We start from the raw sequence: 17,801 nt of genomic DNA on the forward strand, positions 1-17,801 counted from the left end.
GAAGCATTCGATATTATACATAGAATAAATAAGGAGACTTAATAGGAAAACTATATTTATTTTTTACCAGCTAAATTCTTTCTTTATTAAATGCAAAGCTGCTGTTGATGGCTCATCATTCAGATGAGAGTCGAATAAAAGTAGAAAAAATTAGCACCATACTTAACTAAAGCACTCAATTGTAAATAGGAGAATGCAAAACAAGTTAGTAAATATTAATGAAGAAACTAGGTTCTTAACTCCATCACCACCATAGAAAGGATATGTTTCTTTTCTATCATTCATCAGTATTATAAGGATGGATGAAGCAAGTACTGAAATCAGCTCTCTTTTTTAAATAAACGGGTGCAAGAGTTTAATAAGTCGCTGCTGATGATCCCTTTCTTATCGAGCTAAAGGGGCAGAAAATTAATTTCATCAAATAACCATTGATTTTAATTGCTGGTTAATATAAAATAATTCAAAATAATCTAATTTTTAAAATTCTATGAAGAGAAAGAGTACGTTATAGTTTCTGTTCCAAAGAGAGCTGGTGTTTTGCTGAAAGCCAGTGTCCAGATAATAACCGAAAATCATCTCTGAGAAGTAAAGCCGAATGTATTAGTAAGCTTTATCGGTTTCCTCCGTTACAAGGAACAACGTATGGTTGTACGTTTGTAAGGGTGTAAAGTGCTTTCGAAGCATTTTATTAAACAAGAGTGGTACCGAGAGTTAAAATCTCGTCTCTTAATGAGACGGGATTTTTTGTTTTTTAATCCTTTTTAAATCAATGAAAATAAATGTAAAGAGGTGAAGGTGTAATGAAGACACTATTATTCGTAACAGATTTATACTATGAAGCAAAAGGAAGAAATTATTATGAGGAGGATTTGTTCCTTACTTCGAAGCTTAGAGAAGATTTTCAGGTGGTCATTTGTCATCCTGAAGATACCGAAACGTTTGAAAAAGATTTTGACTTAATTGTATTTCGAAATGCTGGTCCAGTAGCGAATTTTAAGGATAAGTATCAAGAATTCCGAAATAGAGTAGTTTCTGGTTATTTGAAAACATACAATTCATTTAACGGAAAGGCTGATATGAACGGGAAGGAATATTTAATTGAATTAACGAATGCTAAATTTCCTGTTATTCCAACTATCGATACTCTTGATTCTTTAGATAAACTCCCTAATGTAAAAACGTATATTGTAAAGCCGAAAGATGGTGCAGATTCTATCGGTATGGAATTTGTCACGAAAGATGAATTGAGAGATAAAGTTGATTCAGAATCAAAAAACACATTGGTACAACCATTTATCAACTTTGAGTATGAGGTTTCATTTTATTTTATCGATAAAGAATTTCAGTATGCTCTTTATGCACCAGATAAAGAGCAAAGATGGGAATTAAAAGAATATGTGCCTACTGAAGAAGATTTAACTTTTGCTAACCGATTTATTGAATGGAATAATCTTGATTGGGGGATTCAACGAGTTGATGCTTGTCGGAATGCACAAGGTGAACTTTTATTAGTTGAATTAGAAGATTTAAATCCCTATCTTTCCTTGTTAGAATTATCTGATGTAACACGTCAGAACTTTGTAGAAGCAATGAAAAAATCATTACAGAAAGCTCTTCAAGCTTAAATCAAGATGTTTTACCAAGGGACCTTATTAATATGGTCCTTTTTTCTTTGTGAAAAATCAACAGCATGTTATAACAGGTCTTTAATTAAAAAAAATTCTTCTCTTATTCCACTACTGAGTGTTTTCGTATAAAAGCACTTTATGGAGGCGTTCAAATATGTGGCAAGAGTATAAGATTGTTTTTGCGGATTATCAAATCAGAGCAAAGACACTGTATTAGGTTATGAAGGCCAGATTTTTTCCCTGATGACCCTGATAAAATTACATAACTCTGAAAAGTATCCGTGAAACACGTTTTGCTTTGGGGAGGGGTCTCGGAGTCATTTATTAATAAGTTCAGTCGAGTATATATTTTAATTCATACTTGACATATGTGTTTAATATAATTTAGTATAAACTTAAATATTCATACTAATAAAATGTGCTGACTAGATTACTAGAGGCTCTCTGTTCAAGATGAAGTGTATCTTGGACAGAGGGCCTCTTTTGGCTATAGAAATCAACGGTATGGAAGGAGGTGGAACAGGAAGAAAACGCGTTTTACAACTAAAATTAACGATACAATTCTTTGTTACATACCACTATTCAACGAAATGATTTGAATATAAAAGGAGGCTACATCTTGGGAAAATTATTACGTAATGCTATAAATAATAAAAAGGTTTTCCTGATAAACAAGTTAATTAAAGAAGGGATTTATAAGAAAAATAACACTCATTTATTTGAAATGACTTTATCTGATTTACAGGAAGAATATAATAAAATTAGTGATAAAAAAAGATGAGCATATGAAGCATTAAACGTATTCCGATAATAACCCAGAGTGAGATCATCTAATTTTAGTTAGTTTTAAAGATTATGGGGATATATACCTTTTGAATTTCAAGTAATTTAGTGGAGTACTTTTTCTTAAGAGTTGTTTGTTTACATGAATTTACTTTGTAAAACTTATTCAGAGAGGTGAAGGAAAAGGGCCTTTGAAACTTCTAGCAAAGATTTTTTTAGAATTCCGTGCTACCACAATCTAGTTTAAGGCGTACCTCTCATTCTTGAAGAAGGTTTTTTAAATCCTTTACAATTCTACAAACGATGAAAAGGAGAAGGTCATATGGGGTATAAAATTTGCGGAGATATGGAAGAAATAAGGCGAAAATTAATTAATAAACTGATTGTCTTTAATGTATATAAGAATAAGGAACAACTGTTGAACTTATCTTTAAAAGAGTTAGAAAATGAATACAAAAGAATTCAATTAGATAGTCATCCTCATTGTGATACGGGTTCGATAAATTGGACTAATAAAAAATATTAAATGAAGCTGTCGGGTAACAAAGACAAAAAAAAATAAAGAACTGTATCAAAAGATAAAGAGAACAATCCAAATGAATGAGATTTTAGTAGTCCTTTCGATGGAAAGTCGGATTTTCTTAGATGGTAGTACTGTACCAATGATTTAGCTTGTTCGCTAATTTTACTATTAGAATATATGATTGGATGTTCATTAGGACTTGTACTTGTTGTTGTTCTATTTGATATGTATCCTTTCATGTTGCTCAATGGTTGTCCGGAGTTATGTCTATAGTTGTTAATTTTTTATTGTTGGATTTTAGGGAAAATTACCTTTTAAATGTGCAGCAAAAAGTTGAAGAAAAGTGCATAAGGTGTATTGACAACGTGAAGTATGCCCGCTAATATAAAACTTAGTAATAACATAGGAATAGTTAATATATAGTTTGCCGGTCAACCGGAGACAATTTCTGATTTTGTAGAAGATGTCTCTGGTTTTTTGTTTTTTTTTAATCTTTTACTATCAAATATTTATTGTATTATCAGTTTTCAAAAAGTCAGAAAAGGAGACAAAAAAAATGAACAAAAAAAGAATCTTATTAAATGCATTTGATATGAATTGTGTTGGCCATCAATCACCAGGTTTGTGGGTACATCCTGAAGATCAATCACATCGCTATAATGAGATTGAATATTGGGTGGAGTTAGCGCAAACATTGGAGAAAGGACGGTTCGATGGTTTGTTTATTGCGGATGTAATCGGGATTTATGATGTGTATGGTAGAGATAAAAAAACTACAGTTCGTGAAGCAACACAAGTTCCGGTAAATGATCCAATTCTGCTCGTTTCAGCAATGGCTAATGAAACTAAACATTTAGGATTTGGAATCACATGCTCGACAACGTTTGAACACCCATATACGTTTGCAAGAAGAATGTCTACATTGGATCATCTAACGAACGGGCGAATTGCTTGGAATATTGTTACTTCCTATTTAGAAAGTGGAACAAAAAATATCGACATCGGTAATAAATTTCAACATGCGGAAAGATACAATATAGCCGATGAATATTTAGAAGTTTGCTATAAATTGTGGGAGGGTAGCTGGGAAGACGATGCAGTTGTGAAAGATAAAGAGAAGCGAATCTATACCGATCCAACAAAAGTTCACGAAATCAACCATCATGGTAAATATTTCGATGTACCAGGCATTCATTTGTGTGAGCCTTCACCACAAAGAACTCCTGTTTTGTATCAAGCTGGCGGATCTGCAAGAGGCCGACAATTTGCAGGCAAACATGCAGAATGTACATTTATTTCTGGTCCTGGAAAAGAAGCGATTTCTTTATATGTTAAAGATGTTAGAGCACAAGCTAATTTGCAAGGAAGAGATCCAAAAAGTGTGAAAGTTTTCGCATTACTTACTCCAATTGTGGGACGAACAGAAGAAGAGGCATGGGCAAAATATGAAGAGTTATCGAAATATATAAGTTATGAAGGAGCCCTTTCCTTACTAAGTGGGTGGTCAGGAGTTGATTTCTCTGAATATGATCCTGATCAAGAAATTGAATATATTGAAACAAATGCAATTAAATCAATGCTCGAAAGTTTGACAAAAGCAAGTGCAAATAAAAAATGGACAGTACGTGAGTTAGCGAATTTTGCTGGTATAGGTGGAATGGGTCCCGTGGCAATCGGAACACCAGAGCAAATTGCTGATACGCTTGAAGATTGGATTGAGGATACGGATATCGATGGATTTAATCTTGCATATGCGATAACACCAGGAACGTTTAAAGATTTTGTTGAACTTGTCATACCAGAACTTCAACGAAGAGGATTAGTGAAAATGGAATATGAAGAAGGGACTTTCAGAGAAAAGCTATTTGGAAAAAAAGCTCGTTTACCAGAAAACCACGTAGGGAATCAATATAGAAAAGTTGGTCTTCAAGAGAGCTCAAAATGATTTACTACATAAAAAGTATTTGATTAAACAAAATGATGAACGTCATCCTACTGCATGTTATTGATGCTTTTGTCCTGAAAGGAGCTACACAGTAATATGAGCAAGCTTAATACTATTTAATTATTTTTTTATAAATAAATACGACTAATATGATAAGAATAATCGTGTTTAAAATATAATTAAAGGAGTTATTTAAAAAATGTCTAATCAAAAACAATTAAATTTAGGTGTTAACAAAGATCGTTTAACTTCACTAACTTTTACTGAACCAGTAAAAGTTGGCTCTGCTGAATTAGATCAATTGATTACAGATATTGCAATAGATGCTGAGAACCGTCGGAGTTCTGGTAGCGAAGCTCGCCCTTATGATGCAATCGATTTAATCCGACGAACCCGACTTGGTGCTCTTCGTTTACCGGTTGAACTAGGGGGTGGCGGTGCTAGTATTCGTGAACTTTTCTATGTCATCATTCGATTATCTGAAGCCGATCCAGATATCGCGCATAGCCTTCGTTCTCATTTTTCCAACGTGGATGAATTACTTCGAAATCCTGCAAGTGAACAACGTGATACGTGGTTACAAAGAATAGCAGATGGAGCAATCATTGGCAATGCTTTTACTGAGCTTTCATCGAAAAATGTGGGGCATTTGGCCTTTGAAACAACTTTGTCCCCTGAAGGTGAGGGTTACCGATTGAACGGCACGAAGTACTTTAGTACAGGTACCATGTATGCTGACTGGGTACTTGTTACGGCATCTACCTTAGATGGAATACCTGTATCCGTGATCATCCCAACTGATCGTGAAGGTGTCATAATAAAAGACGATTGGGATGGAATCGGACAAAGATTGACTGGGAGTGGCACGACACATTTAAACAATGTTTTCGTCAATAAAGGTGAAGTGACTGTAATCCGTGATGACAGGACGCCATTCAATTCATATTTACAGCTTTATCTCCATGCGGTTATTTCAGGCATATTGCGTAATGTAGTGGCAGACGCATCAGCTTTGGTTCATAAACGAACTCGAACATTTAGTTTTGCTGCTGCAGACACTGCATCTGAAGACCCGCAACTACAACAGGTTGTTGGACAGCTCTCAAGTAGTGCGTTCGCGTCCGAAGCGATTGTTCTCGCTGCTGTAGATGCACTGGACATTGCTGTGAATTCAGCGGTCGACGGCGTGATTGACTATGATTTAAGTCATGATGCTTCACTTCGGGCGGCTCAGGCTAAGGTTATTGTGGACGATCTTGCATTGCAAGCTTCCACGTTACTTTTTGAAGTGGGAGGAGCATCTGCAACGAGAAAGTCAGCGAATCTCGATCGTCACTGGCGTAATATCCGTACCATAGCTTCTCATAATCCAACTGTCTACAAAGCACGTGCTATCGGTAATTACGTTGTGAACGGTACTAAGCTTCCGCTGAAGCAAATTTACTTTTAAGTAGATGGGTTGCTATGGATATTAAGCGATCTACTAAAAGTTTTCTCCTTGTATTCATTATCATATAGAGTTTGATATAGATAAGTCTATAATTGTGAGTTTTCTATCTATAAACAAAAAGTTGGAGGATATAAAAATGAGCAATGCAGCATTAGAAAAAAATATATATTCAAGAGCGTACATCCAGGAAATTAGAGAAAAGATTAGACCGATTGTTGAAAAAGTAATTAAACCAAATGCAGATATGATTGATAGAGAAGGCATGTTTCCACGAGGGAATTTACAGGCCCTAGCAAAAGAAGGCTGGACTTCGGTAACGATTCCTGAGAGATGGGGGGGCTTAAACCTAGGTTATGTAGGTTTGTCCGTTGTGGCAGAAGAAATTGGCAGGGTAGATGCGTCTACAGGTCTTGTATATGCGATGCATGTTGGTGCAGCTCAAGTAATTAATATTTTTGGTAATGATAATCAAAAAGATCGGTGGTTATTGCCTATTCGTGAAGGTGCTATCGGTACTTTTTCAGTAAGTGAAAAAGCTACTGGGGGGCATGTTTGGTATAACTTAAGCCAGGCAGAACGAGACGGTGAAGATTTTATTCTAAATGCTGAGAAGTCATTTACTACAAGTGGAGGACAAGCGGATTTTTATGTCGTTCAAACCCGTACCGCAAATAGTGACGACCTGAGTGATCATAGTTTTTTTATTGTGAATGGTCATGATGAAGGGATAAGAGCAAAACCTTGGAAAGCATTAGGTGTACGCGGAAATCATAGTGGACCACTCACGTTTAAAAATGTGAAGGTAAGTCATCGTGATTTATTGAACGCTGCTAGCGGAGATATATTGAATGGCACCGGTACAGTCCTCGGTTTAAGCGCAGTATGGCTTGGTGTGGCGCAAGGTGCTCTAGATGCCGCGGTAGCACATGTAACAAAAACGATTCATAAAGGTTTCAACAAAAGCCTAGCAGAATATCAAGTAATTCGTCAAAAATTGGCTGAGATTAAAATTCAAATTACAGGTCTAAGAGCTTGGCAACTTGATTTAGCTAGACATTATGATGAGTTACTTGAGACTAACCAACCTTTAACTCAACTTAATACTGAGGTAACAGAACTTAAAGTTCAATCCACAGAATTAGCAGATTCTGCAGCTCGGGTTGCAATGGATGTAGCAGGTGGTTTTGGTTACATCGAGGGGGTTTTTGAACGAATTTACCGCGATGCTAGAGGCGGAATCCCGATGGCTCCTTCAAATAATTTGGCCCGCGAACAAATAGGTAGGGAGTTAGTTAATTTACCACTTGAGCTGTGGGGAGATGGAAAATAAATTAAAAAATTAGGTGGAAAGAATAGGTATTCTAATAGTAGAAAAATCTGCTATATGGATAGATTTTTTTCTTGATGTTTTTAACAACTACTAAATTTGGAATTTAATATTTTGTTTACTGGATAACCAGAGACAGTTTCTAAATACGGAATTCGTCTCTGGTTTTTGTTTATTTTCTTCCTAAAATATGCAAATAATTTGGCGGATGAAAGCTTTATACCAACATAAAACCATTTATTAATGGCCAGATGAACAACATTTGCTTTGTAATAATTATCTAAAGAATTGGAGGATCGATAATGGCAAAAGTCCTTGATCGAGTTTATACAGTGAAAGAAGAAATGGTCAATGTACGAAATAAAATTGAAGCTAAGTCAATTGCTTTTGATTATGACGGTGTAGAAATTCTAAAAAATATAGATCTAACGATTAAAGAAGGGGAATTTGTCGTCTTTATGGGTCCTAGTGGTTCTGGAAAAAGTACTCTTCTTCGCTTATTAACAGGGTTAGCTCAACCAAAGAAGGGTGAAATACTTGTCAACGGACATTCAATAGCAAAATCCTTACCAGATAGTGCAGTTGTATTTCAGGATTATTCTTTGTTCCCTTGGCTAACGGCAGAAGAAAATATAATTCTTGCTTTAAAGCAGAAATTAAAAAAATCAAAAACAAAACAGGAATTGGAGCACTTAGCCCAAAGTTATCTTCTATTAGTCCAGTTAGGTCATGCGTTTAAAAAATATCCAGGAGAAATGTCAGGTGGGATGAGGCAGCGTGCAGCAATTGCGAGGGCGCTATCTTTAGGATCAGATTTAATGTTCATGGATGAGCCTTTTGGTGCCTTAGATCCAGTAACAAGAATTCAGCTACAAGATCTGATTCTCCAAGTAAATTATGAACAGCAGCGTACTATCGCATTTGTTACACATGATGCTGAAGAGGCTATTATTTTAGCGGATCGAATTGTGATATTTTCACCTGGACCACCTGGAAGTCTTGTTGAGACTATTAATGTACCTTTTCCTAAGCCAAGAAATCGTAAAAAGTTAATAGAGAGTTTAGAGTTTATTGAATTAAGAAATTATATTTTAGACATTATGAACAAAGGAATCCTTGAAAAATTAGAACAAGGTCATGAAATCCGTTCAGCAGGAGAAGGAATATAAATAATATAAAAATGATTAGGAGGATGGTTGCGTGAGAAAGCGAAAGTGGTTATTCGGTATTGTGATGTTCTTTGCTTTAACGTTAGTAGCTTGCAATGGTGATGAAGAAAAAGCATCTACGCAAGAGAAAACATATAAATTAAAGGTTGGATATGGTCAATTATATGGAGCTCCTCTAGCAGATATTGCTAGAGCTGAAGGGTTTTTTGAGGATGAAAATTTAGAGGTAGAAATGGTTTCCTTTACTAGTGGGGGATTGGACGCTTTACAAGCTGACAAAATAGATATTGCATTAACATTTGGTACAGCAACACCTTTAAACTATATTGCCCAAGGTGCAGATTTTAAATTTGTTGGAGGTCATATGGAAGGTGGACAGCCGGTTGTCACAAAAAAAGAAAATGCAAGTCAATATAAAACATTAGAAGATTTCAAGGGAAAGAAAATTGCGACTATTCGTTTAGGAACACTTGATGTTGTCTTTAAGTCAGCGCTAGATGATGCTGGAATTGATATTCATAAAGATGTTGAATTTGTAGAAGTAAAAAGTGTGGCAGATGTACTTGAAGCTGTTAATTCTGGAAAAGTAGATGTTGGACTTTCCAATACAGGGCATATGACAAAAACAGAGGCATTAGGATTAACCCCTATTTTTTGGAGTAATGATCTAAGTCCAAATGATCTTTGCTGCCGAGTTACCGTAAGAGGCAATATAACTGGTGATAAGGCAGTTGCTTATAAGAAATTCATGAAAGGGCTAATAAAGGCAGAACGTGTAAAATTAGAAAATCCAAAGAAAAATTTAGAAGCCTCGAAACCCACTTTTAAACAATTACCTGAAGAAAGAGTGAACGAAATAGTTAATGAGAAACATTTAATCAATTCTGCAGACCCAAACAAAAGGGAAGTTATTAACACATGGAAAAAAATGCAAGATATTGGGTATATTTCAGACGTAGAAACTATTAATCTAGAAAATCACTTCGATCTTTCTATGTATGAAGAAGCATTAGATGAGCTGATTAAAGGGAATCCAAATGATAAATATTATAAACAAGTATTACAAAGATATAATGAGCAAAACTTAGACCTCAAATGATAAGGAGAATATGATGAAAAAGTTTTTTTCTATCTATATATATACAACGATAATTACAATTGCTTTACTCGCCTTATGGTTTTATATAACAAATTTTACGGGATGGTTAAGCCCAATTATCTTCCCATCTCCAGAAATAGTTGTTATGGCATTCTTTAAAGCATTAATTGAACTATTTCAAGGATTTGTAAGTTCTATGAAATTATTAGTCCCAAGTTTTGTGCTAGCTCTAATACTAGGAATTGGAGGGGGACTGTTCTTTGGACTTCATCCAAAATCAAGGAAAATCTTAACACCATTTTTTAATGCTTTTAGTCCACTGCCTTTAACATTATTTATTCCATATGCTATTGCGTTGTTACCAACATTTGAATTAGCGTCTATTTTCATTCTGTTCCTTGCAGCTTTTTGGCCTATTTTTCTAGGTACGATTCAAGGTGTGTTATTGGTTGATAATCATTTTTGGGATAATGCAAAAACAATCGGGTTACGGCAGAAAGATTTGATTTTAAAAGTAATCATTCCAGCAAGTTCGCCATTTATATTAAGTGGTACAGGAACAGCACTTAATTTATCTTTTCTAATTTTAATGACCGCAGAAATGTTTGGAGCTAAATCGGGGATGGGCTACTTTATCCAGTTCTACACTGATTTTACTCAATATGATTATGTTTTAGCTGGATTAATTTTTAATAGTATCGTTATCTTATTGGTTATGTTTACTTTTGAAAAAATCAAAAAACGTATTCTTTTTTGGACAAACTTGAAAAATGAGGCCAATTAAGAGAAAAGAAAAAATACTAAGAGGAAACGAAGAAGACTAATAAGTTTAGTTAAAAGAATGATGATGAGGTTCTCTCTGCAATTTTAATTTTAATAGATTATAGAAGAGAATTTACTTTTGATGAAGGAGCTATTTTGTGAAATCGATAATATTTATACTATCAATTTTTTTGTTAATAGGATGTTCCGATTCAGGTAATAAACAACAATTAGAGCAACCGAAATCGTTGAAGGTATTATTGGAAAGTAATCCTAAAAAAATTAAGATCAATGAAGCTGTCGCTTTTACAGCAGAAGTGAAATATGGGACCGAAAATGTTAGCAAAGAGGCTGAGGTTCAATTTGAAATTATTGAAAATGGAATATCAATTGGATCAGTCTTTCCTAAGAATAAGGGAGATGGAAAGTATTTGTTAGAAACAAAGTTTTTTGATCAAGGACAGAAAAAAGTGATTGCACATGTTAGCTATAAAACTTTGCATGAAATGCCGGAACTATCTTTCCAGGTAAGTAATTGAGAGGAGCCAGGTCATTCTAATGAGTAAAGAAAAAAAGCCAGTGAACTTCTTTATAAAAAGTTTAGTGACTGCGATTTTAGTGTTAGGACTTGGTTATACAATATACACGAATTTAATTATTAAAAAAGAAGCAGTAACTATAAATCAAAGTAATCTTGCTCCTGATTTTACTTTGCAAGATTTAAAAGGTAATGAAGTAAAACTTTCGGATTATCGTGGAAAAGGTGTGATACTTAACTTTTGGGCAACCTATTGTCCACCTTGTGAAAAGGAGATGCCTTATTTGAATAACGTCTATCAAGAATATGAAGATAAGGGAATTGAAATTCTAGCTGTAAATGCGCAAGAACCAAGAATCATAGTCAGTCCATTTGTCTTAGAAAAAAAATTGAGTTTTTCCATTTTACTTGATCGGACTGGGGAAGCTATTGAGCAATATAAGGTTAATAATCTCCCCGTTACATATTTAATTAATGAAGATGGTGAGATTACTCAAACCATTTCTGGAGAACTGACAGAAAAGAAGGTTCGTAGTTATGTAGAAAGCATTATTCCGAATTAATGACTAGAGAGATTGTATTGATGCAAACCAAACACGTGTTTTTATGGCTTGTGAAAAATGAAATTGTAAAAAACGAATAAATAATTTGAATAATTAGATAGTAGTGGGTAACAAAAGAGAAAAAGTCTCAGAATTATAGATTTCAAATATAAAAGGGCGTTTTGAAAATAAAAAAATGAATTTATTTCATAGAATGGAGACGAATTAACATGACTAAACCCCTATCATTTTCTGCTTTTGTTATGAATACAGCATCTCACATCACTCACGGAATGTGGCGTGATGAAGAAGGTCATCAGTTGAACTTTAACGATGTAGATCTTTGGGTATCTTTGGCTAAGAGGCTTGAGGATGGTGGTTTTGATGCCATTTTTTTCGCAGACGTAATCGGTTTGTACGGTGACCACCGTGGCGGTTGGGATTTTCATGTTGAAACCGGTTTGCAAATACCCAGTAATGACCCAATAGTATTAATGTCCGCTCTTGCAGTGAATACAAAACATCTAGGATTAGCTTTTACTGCAGCTCCACTGCAGGAACCTCCCTTTAATTTTGCTCGCCGAGTTTCAACGCTCGATCATATCTCTAAGGGGCGTATTGCTTGGAATATGGTTACTAGTTCGTTGGAAAATGCTTTTCGAAACTTTGGTTACGATGAACTTGTACCACATGATGAGCGATACAAGTGGGCAGATGAATATGTAGATGTATTGTATAAACTTTGGGAAGGTTCATGGGATGAGGGAGCGCTATTACAAGATCGAGAGAGTGGAATTCATGCAGCTCCAGCAAAGGTTCATAAAATAAACCATGTTGGTGAGCGCTATAAAGTCGAAGGTCCGCATCTTGTTTCACCATCACCACAGCGAACGCCAGTGTTGTTTCAAGCAGGATCATCGCCTGCTGGCCGAGACTTTGCTGCTCGAAATGCTGAGGCTGTCTTTATTGTAGCCCCTGATCCTGAAAATGCTCGTAAGCTAATCAATGATACTCGACGTCTAGCTATTCAAAATGGTCGGGATGGTAATGATATTCACTTTTATCAAGGGTTGTCTTTCGTCGTTGGGGAGACCGAAGAAGATGCTCGGCGTAAAGAATTTGAACTAGATAATAAGGTTGATTTCGATATGATGATCGCTCATATGGCAGGGGGTATGGGGGTTGACCTAGGGAACGTTGGGCTTGATACACCGCTTGAAAATATCGAAACTGAGGGAATAAGAAGCACATTCGAATGGTTAAAGCAAAGCACACCAGGACGTACGCCTAATGTTAAAGACATTGCCCAAATGCGTAGTAGAACGACACGTATCGTAGGGACTCCTGAAACAATTGCTGACCAGCTTGAGCTGTGGAGCAATGCAGGCGTCGATGGAATCAATGTAATAAATGCAACCATTCCAGGGTCTTATGAAGAGTTTATCGATCAAGTAATGCCTGTTCTTCGCCAGCGTGGTTTAGCTCGTGCTGAGAACGGTGAACCAGCTACACTTCGTCATAAGCTTTTTGGAGTAAATCGTCTCAGCGAGCGTCACCCTGCTGCACGATATAGAGGTGTTTTTGCCTCTAAAGAAGGTATTCAACAGTAATTAAGGAATTTTCAGATGACAATAGTGCTCAACCGGATGACGCATAAATAAATAGACAATATTAATTTATTGTCTGAAAAAGGTATGAGGGCAATCATCCCATACCTTTTTTGATTTTATAGCAATTGTTATTATACTGTTTTTTTTGGAATCCTATTTATTCATATTAACAACATTATTGTGAACATTGTCATGATTTTAAAAAGGGGGCACAAAAAAACCTTGAGTAAGTAGGCGATGAAACCGTACATTGATACGCCATTTTTTACTCCCAAATCAAAGCAGATATATAAATATTGGACCTGCTGTTAATCAAATTTGCTCATTTTACTTGTAATAAAAAGATAAACAGCAATGCCTCCAAAACTAATAAGTGTACCTACTATTAATTGGGTGTCATCATGAAGTGCAAATTGACTTAGCAAATAATCCGGTAATGTTAAAAGTGCTAAAATAATAATGACGCCCCATGATCTAGCCCACCACGAGATTGCAATAAGAAAAACAAAAGTAATAATTGCTGTAATATTCGTCCACGTAGTCCCAAATTGAATCACAGGTGTTTCAATTATTCTATTAAAGAAAATCAAGCCAATATACAGACCAAGCGGAAGCATCCCAAGTACATAATAAATTGCAAATTCTTTTCCTCTGGAAATATTATTTGCAGAAACATACTTAAACGCACTAAAAATGCCCAATATGAAAATCGCAGCAATACATACATGCCCGATTAATTCCAGTAGTGAATAGGAAAGGTTTCCTTTGAATAAATCATTGATAATTGTGAAAGAAAAAGCACCAAAAATGATAATGACGATATATTTAAACCAAGATCGGTAATCAGTAGTCATCTCGTTTGATATCTGATCCATGTATTCTTTAGGTGATTGGCCAATAATGTTGTCGATTGACTTCCCTTTTTTCTCTGCTTCCATAAGATGAACCTCTAATTCTTCCACGATACTTTCAATTCCATCTGAATTCTTTCCACTGGAAAATAAATAAACTCGAAGATCCTCTAAGAAAGATTTACTTTTAGAAGATAGATTTACAGCAGCACTTTTCAACTCTTCATCCCCTTTTTGGATTATTAAAACTAATCATTTTTTGCTTCATGGTTTAATACCCGATTGACATTGCCCTGCAAATATTCCCATCGTTCCATAAAGTTTATTAATTCCTGTTCTCCTTTTCGGGTCAGGGAATAATATTTTCTTTTAGGCCCAGCAGTTGATTTTTTTAATGTAGATGTTACCAGTTCTTCTTTTTGCATACGCATCAATAAAGGGTAAATGGTTCCCTCACTAAATGAATTAAATCCATATCCCTCTAATTTTTCAGCTAACTCATACCCATATACTTCTTTATCTTTGATGATTGCCAATAAACACCCGTCCAATATCCCTTTCATCATCTGTGTAGTGGTCAAATGAATGTCACCTCTTTCCATGTCTTGCAATACAAGGTATATGATTATTATGAAGATGAATACCTTGTAATGCAAGATAATATTTAATTATTTTTATGTAAATTGCGGTGAGTTTCAAAATTACTTACACGCTAAGGATTATTTTATAAGTGGTTTATAAGGTAGTATCGAAACGACCATTAAGGGATACTCAACAATGATATCGTCGTCTGATATAACCAAAATCTTTTTTTGAAAAATAATTAATTATCCTACTAATAAAGAAACAGGAATACCTGAAAGTGATTTACTAGGTACGTAAATATTAGATGTGAGGGGATCTTGAGTATTGAAGTTAATTGAAGTTTCTTAATCCCCGAATTCGAAAGAAATGAATAGTACTAAGAAATCTTTTTACACTAGAACCGTGTTTTCTTAATATTCCATATAAGTGTATCGACACCTTTAGAGAAATGAAAAATCGGTTTGACTTCAGTAAGGTCAAAATTAAAGGGAGTAAAAAGTGTATTCCTACATATCTCTGCCTCTACTGTTTGTAACGGCCAAGGACGATGGTGTATTTCTCCGCAATAGATATTGACTCCATTATCCGTACTATACAAGCAATATCGCTCAGTGAGCCAATGGTCTAAAGTTCCTTTTTTAGGAAAAAAAACTTCTGGTAAAGGAGTGTATTTTACATTAAATCTAATTGGAGTATTTGTTTTTCCTTTACGAATACTTTGACAATGAAAGGTTTGTCCTTTTTTTTCAAAAGAGATTTGTGCAGAATAATAGGGCAAACGAAACCATTTCTTGGCTATTGTATAGGAGGCCCAGTCCTCGACGTCAAGAGACATGAAAAAGATACCCGGTTTACCATCACATTGAACGTATGTTCTTACATTGATTTCTGAAAATTTAGGGGTTAGTGATACAGATGACAATCCACGAGGATAAATTCCCTCCATAACGAAAAGAATAACTCCCAACCAGGCATATCCATTAAAGGTGTCAATTTCTAAATGTGGAGGAATATGTGGTCTCAGTGTTTCAGCTGGAATAGGCCAATGGGAAAACAAGAGATTTCTCCAAGGTTGTCGCATAATCCATTTTTTTGAAGGAATTGGCCAAGGACGGTGAGCGTTATCATCTAGTAAGTTCATGAAAAGTATCTCCTTTATTTTTATATTAACTTAGCTAAGGGTCAAAAAAATTCAGAAAATCATTTGGTGTTGCTTGTAAAAACTACAGGTATTTTTCAATTGCTCGTGACTTACCCCCTATAAAGCGGTGAGTGATATCTTTATAAAATAACACAATTTACCTTTTTTCGGAAATAACAACAATATTGAACCGTTTAATTAATTTGATTGTGGAGAAGTGAATATGTCGAACATTCTATCCTATTTATCTTTTGTTATGATTGCAATAATATTTGTCCTATTTTTATTTATGCTAGTTGGTTGGCGTTGGATTGTGAAACGTATAGTTAAGAAGATGGGAAAAATCATTTTAACCGACAGCTATCAAGAAAATATTATGGAGTTGATGCCAGGCCTAAGGCATATGGGCGTTCAAAATATGCTTGAAAATAGCTTGCGTGCAGAAACAGGCGACTTACTGCATCGCCCGCTTGGCTCTTCAAAAAAATGGCCACATTTGGATCCAATTACCTTTATCCCTGCACAAACGACACCGTTTCCTATTGATGGTGAAGAAGACGTTGATGTCAAGGTAACCATTGGACCAAAAGCAAAAAAACCAATGAAAATAAAAATTCCTCTTATGATTACAGGGATGGCCTATGGTATCGCACTTAGTGAACAAACGAGGCTTTCTTTGGCGGAAGCAGCAAAAAATGTAGGAACTGCGATTAATTCCGGAGAAGGCGGAGTAATACCTGAAGAATTAGATAAAGCAGGAAAATATATTTTACAATTTTCAAAAACAGAATGGTCAAAGGAAGAAGATCTTATTAAGCGTGCCGACATGATTGAAATTAAGTTCGGACAAGGAGCATTATTGGGGATGGGTGGGAAAATTTCACCCAAAAATTTAACAGGTCGGGCTCGTGAAGTGATGGGGCTAAAAGAAAATGAGGATGGAGTCATTTTTGAACATTTTTTTGAAAATCAAACATTGAAAGATATTAAAAAACTTGTTAACGAACTTCGGAGTATAACTGGTGGTGTTCCCATTGGTGTGAAAATGGGGGCAGGGGGGAAAATTGAAGAAGATATAGATCATTTAATTGAACTTGGTGTTGATTTCATAACGATTGATGGCGGCCAAGCAGCCACACATGGTGCACCACCGATTTTATCCGATGACATGGGAATACCGACATTGCATGCAGTTGTCCGGGCTGTTAATCATTTAGAAAAGAGAAAAATGAAGGGACAAATTAGTTTAATTGTCTCAGGAGGGCTATTAGTACCTGGGCACTTTTTAAAAGTACTTGCCCTCGGTGCTGATGCTGTTTATGTAGGATCTGCTATATTATTTGCTGTCTCCCATAATCAAGCATTGAAGACTCTTCCCTTTGAACCACCTACACAAGTTGTTTGGAATCAAGGTAAATTCAAGGATCAATTTAAGATAGAAGATGGAGTAAAAGCAGCAGAGAAATTCTTTACAGCAAGTATAGAAGAAATGAAAATCGCATTAAGAGCGATGGGGAAACGCTCTTTAAAAGAGTTGTCAAAAAAAGATTTAGTTTCCTATGATGAATTGACTGCTAAAATGGTTGGAATTCCATTTTCATTTGAACCTTGGGAAGACAAACAAGAGAAATAAGTGAATACGTGCGTACGTACCTATTAGCAAATTTACGAAAAATAGGAACAGAATTATTTATACCAACTTGTTGCATAAGCTTTTTGGGCAGAGGGATCCAGAGATGCTAAGTTTATTATTCCTTTGGTAAATCCAAATACCTTTGTAAATTTGTAAATCATACGGCTTTAAGAAACATAGTTCCTAAAAAAGAGTTTGTTTAGTCATCAATTATT

16 protein-coding genes and 1 other annotated feature are annotated in these 17,801 nt (G+C 35.3%); of the genes, 13 read left to right on the forward strand and 3 right to left on the reverse strand.

Annotated features, from left to right (window positions below):
- Nucleotides 1-478: 478 nt before the first annotated feature.
- Nucleotides 479-730, forward strand: a binding site (T-box leader).
- A 70-nt stretch (nucleotides 731-800) separates the two neighbouring features.
- The 12 genes from NST21_RS11775 to NST21_RS11830 all read left to right on the forward strand — a co-directional run bounded on the left by NST21_RS11775 (nucleotide 801) and on the right by NST21_RS11830 (nucleotide 13,376).
- The gene (locus NST21_RS11775; protein ID WP_340889259.1) at nucleotides 801-1,625 is read left to right on the forward strand and encodes a hypothetical protein; all 825 of its coding nucleotides are present in this window, start codon (nucleotides 801-803) and stop codon (nucleotides 1,623-1,625) included.
- Nucleotides 1,626-2,247: 622 nt separating this feature from the next.
- Nucleotides 2,248-2,409, forward strand: coding sequence for a Fur-regulated basic protein FbpA (locus tag NST21_RS11780; RefSeq protein WP_056522971.1), 162 nt, complete (start codon nucleotides 2,248-2,250; stop codon nucleotides 2,407-2,409).
- 324 nt (nucleotides 2,410-2,733) lie between these two features.
- Entirely contained in the window at nucleotides 2,734-2,937 is a 204-nt protein-coding gene (locus NST21_RS11785) for a Fur-regulated basic protein FbpA (protein ID WP_340889261.1), read from the forward strand.
- A 553-nt stretch (nucleotides 2,938-3,490) separates the two neighbouring features.
- Nucleotides 3,491-4,879: an LLM class flavin-dependent oxidoreductase gene (locus NST21_RS11790; RefSeq protein ID WP_340889262.1), complete on the forward strand. Its 1,389-nt coding sequence runs from the start codon at nucleotides 3,491-3,493 to the stop codon at nucleotides 4,877-4,879.
- A 199-nt stretch (nucleotides 4,880-5,078) separates the two neighbouring features.
- Entirely contained in the window at nucleotides 5,079-6,329 is a 1,251-nt protein-coding gene (locus NST21_RS11795) for an acyl-CoA dehydrogenase family protein (RefSeq protein ID WP_340889263.1), read from the forward strand.
- A 136-nt stretch (nucleotides 6,330-6,465) separates the two neighbouring features.
- The gene (locus NST21_RS11800; protein WP_340889264.1) at nucleotides 6,466-7,659 is read left to right on the forward strand and encodes an acyl-CoA dehydrogenase family protein; all 1,194 of its coding nucleotides are present in this window, start codon (nucleotides 6,466-6,468) and stop codon (nucleotides 7,657-7,659) included.
- Nucleotides 7,660-7,958: 299 nt separating this feature from the next.
- Nucleotides 7,959-8,825 (forward strand): ABC transporter ATP-binding protein, encoded by an 867-nt coding sequence (locus tag NST21_RS11805; RefSeq protein ID WP_340889265.1) that lies wholly within the window; start codon nucleotides 7,959-7,961, stop codon nucleotides 8,823-8,825.
- Nucleotides 8,826-8,856: 31 nt separating this feature from the next.
- Nucleotides 8,857-9,924, forward strand: coding sequence for an ABC transporter substrate-binding protein (locus tag NST21_RS11810; protein WP_340889267.1), 1,068 nt, complete (start codon nucleotides 8,857-8,859; stop codon nucleotides 9,922-9,924).
- A gap of 13 nt (nucleotides 9,925-9,937) precedes the next feature.
- The gene (locus NST21_RS11815) at nucleotides 9,938-10,708 is read left to right on the forward strand and encodes an ABC transporter permease (RefSeq protein WP_340889269.1); all 771 of its coding nucleotides are present in this window, start codon (nucleotides 9,938-9,940) and stop codon (nucleotides 10,706-10,708) included.
- A gap of 136 nt (nucleotides 10,709-10,844) precedes the next feature.
- Nucleotides 10,845-11,225 carry a hypothetical protein gene (locus NST21_RS11820; protein ID WP_201180937.1) on the forward strand — a complete coding sequence of 127 codons (381 nt, stop codon included), beginning with the start codon at nucleotides 10,845-10,847 and terminating at the stop codon, nucleotides 11,223-11,225.
- Between the two features lie 19 nt (nucleotides 11,226-11,244).
- Nucleotides 11,245-11,787, forward strand: coding sequence for a thiol-disulfide oxidoreductase ResA (resA, locus tag NST21_RS11825; protein ID WP_340889270.1), 543 nt, complete (start codon nucleotides 11,245-11,247; stop codon nucleotides 11,785-11,787).
- Between the two features lie 209 nt (nucleotides 11,788-11,996).
- Entirely contained in the window at nucleotides 11,997-13,376 is a 1,380-nt protein-coding gene (locus tag NST21_RS11830) for an LLM class flavin-dependent oxidoreductase (protein WP_340889271.1), read from the forward strand.
- Between the two features lie 308 nt (nucleotides 13,377-13,684).
- Here the strand turns inward: NST21_RS11830 and NST21_RS11835 are convergent, their stop codons facing one another.
- The 3 genes from NST21_RS11835 to NST21_RS11845 all read right to left on the reverse strand — a co-directional run bounded on the left by NST21_RS11835 (nucleotide 13,685) and on the right by NST21_RS11845 (nucleotide 15,953).
- Nucleotides 13,685-14,446, reverse strand: coding sequence for an HAAS domain-containing protein (locus NST21_RS11835; protein WP_340889272.1), 762 nt, complete (start codon nucleotides 14,444-14,446; stop codon nucleotides 13,685-13,687).
- 29 nt (nucleotides 14,447-14,475) lie between these two features.
- A complete protein-coding gene (locus NST21_RS11840) occupies nucleotides 14,476-14,829 on the reverse strand; it encodes a PadR family transcriptional regulator (RefSeq protein ID WP_340889273.1) in 354 nt (117 codons plus the stop codon).
- Nucleotides 14,830-15,206: 377 nt separating this feature from the next.
- Nucleotides 15,207-15,953: a YqjF family protein gene (locus NST21_RS11845; RefSeq protein ID WP_053345673.1), complete on the reverse strand. Its 747-nt coding sequence runs from the start codon at nucleotides 15,951-15,953 to the stop codon at nucleotides 15,207-15,209.
- A 223-nt stretch (nucleotides 15,954-16,176) separates the two neighbouring features.
- Here NST21_RS11845 and NST21_RS11850 point away from each other — a divergent pair, with 223 nt between their 5' ends.
- Nucleotides 16,177-17,586: an FMN-binding glutamate synthase family protein gene (locus NST21_RS11850; protein ID WP_340889275.1), complete on the forward strand. Its 1,410-nt coding sequence runs from the start codon at nucleotides 16,177-16,179 to the stop codon at nucleotides 17,584-17,586.
- The last annotated feature ends 215 nt before the right edge of the window (nucleotides 17,587-17,801 follow it).

Source organism: Peribacillus sp. FSL K6-1552 (assembly GCF_038005205.1).
Lineage (GTDB): Bacteria > Bacillota > Bacilli > Bacillales > DSM-1321 > Peribacillus > Peribacillus butanolivorans.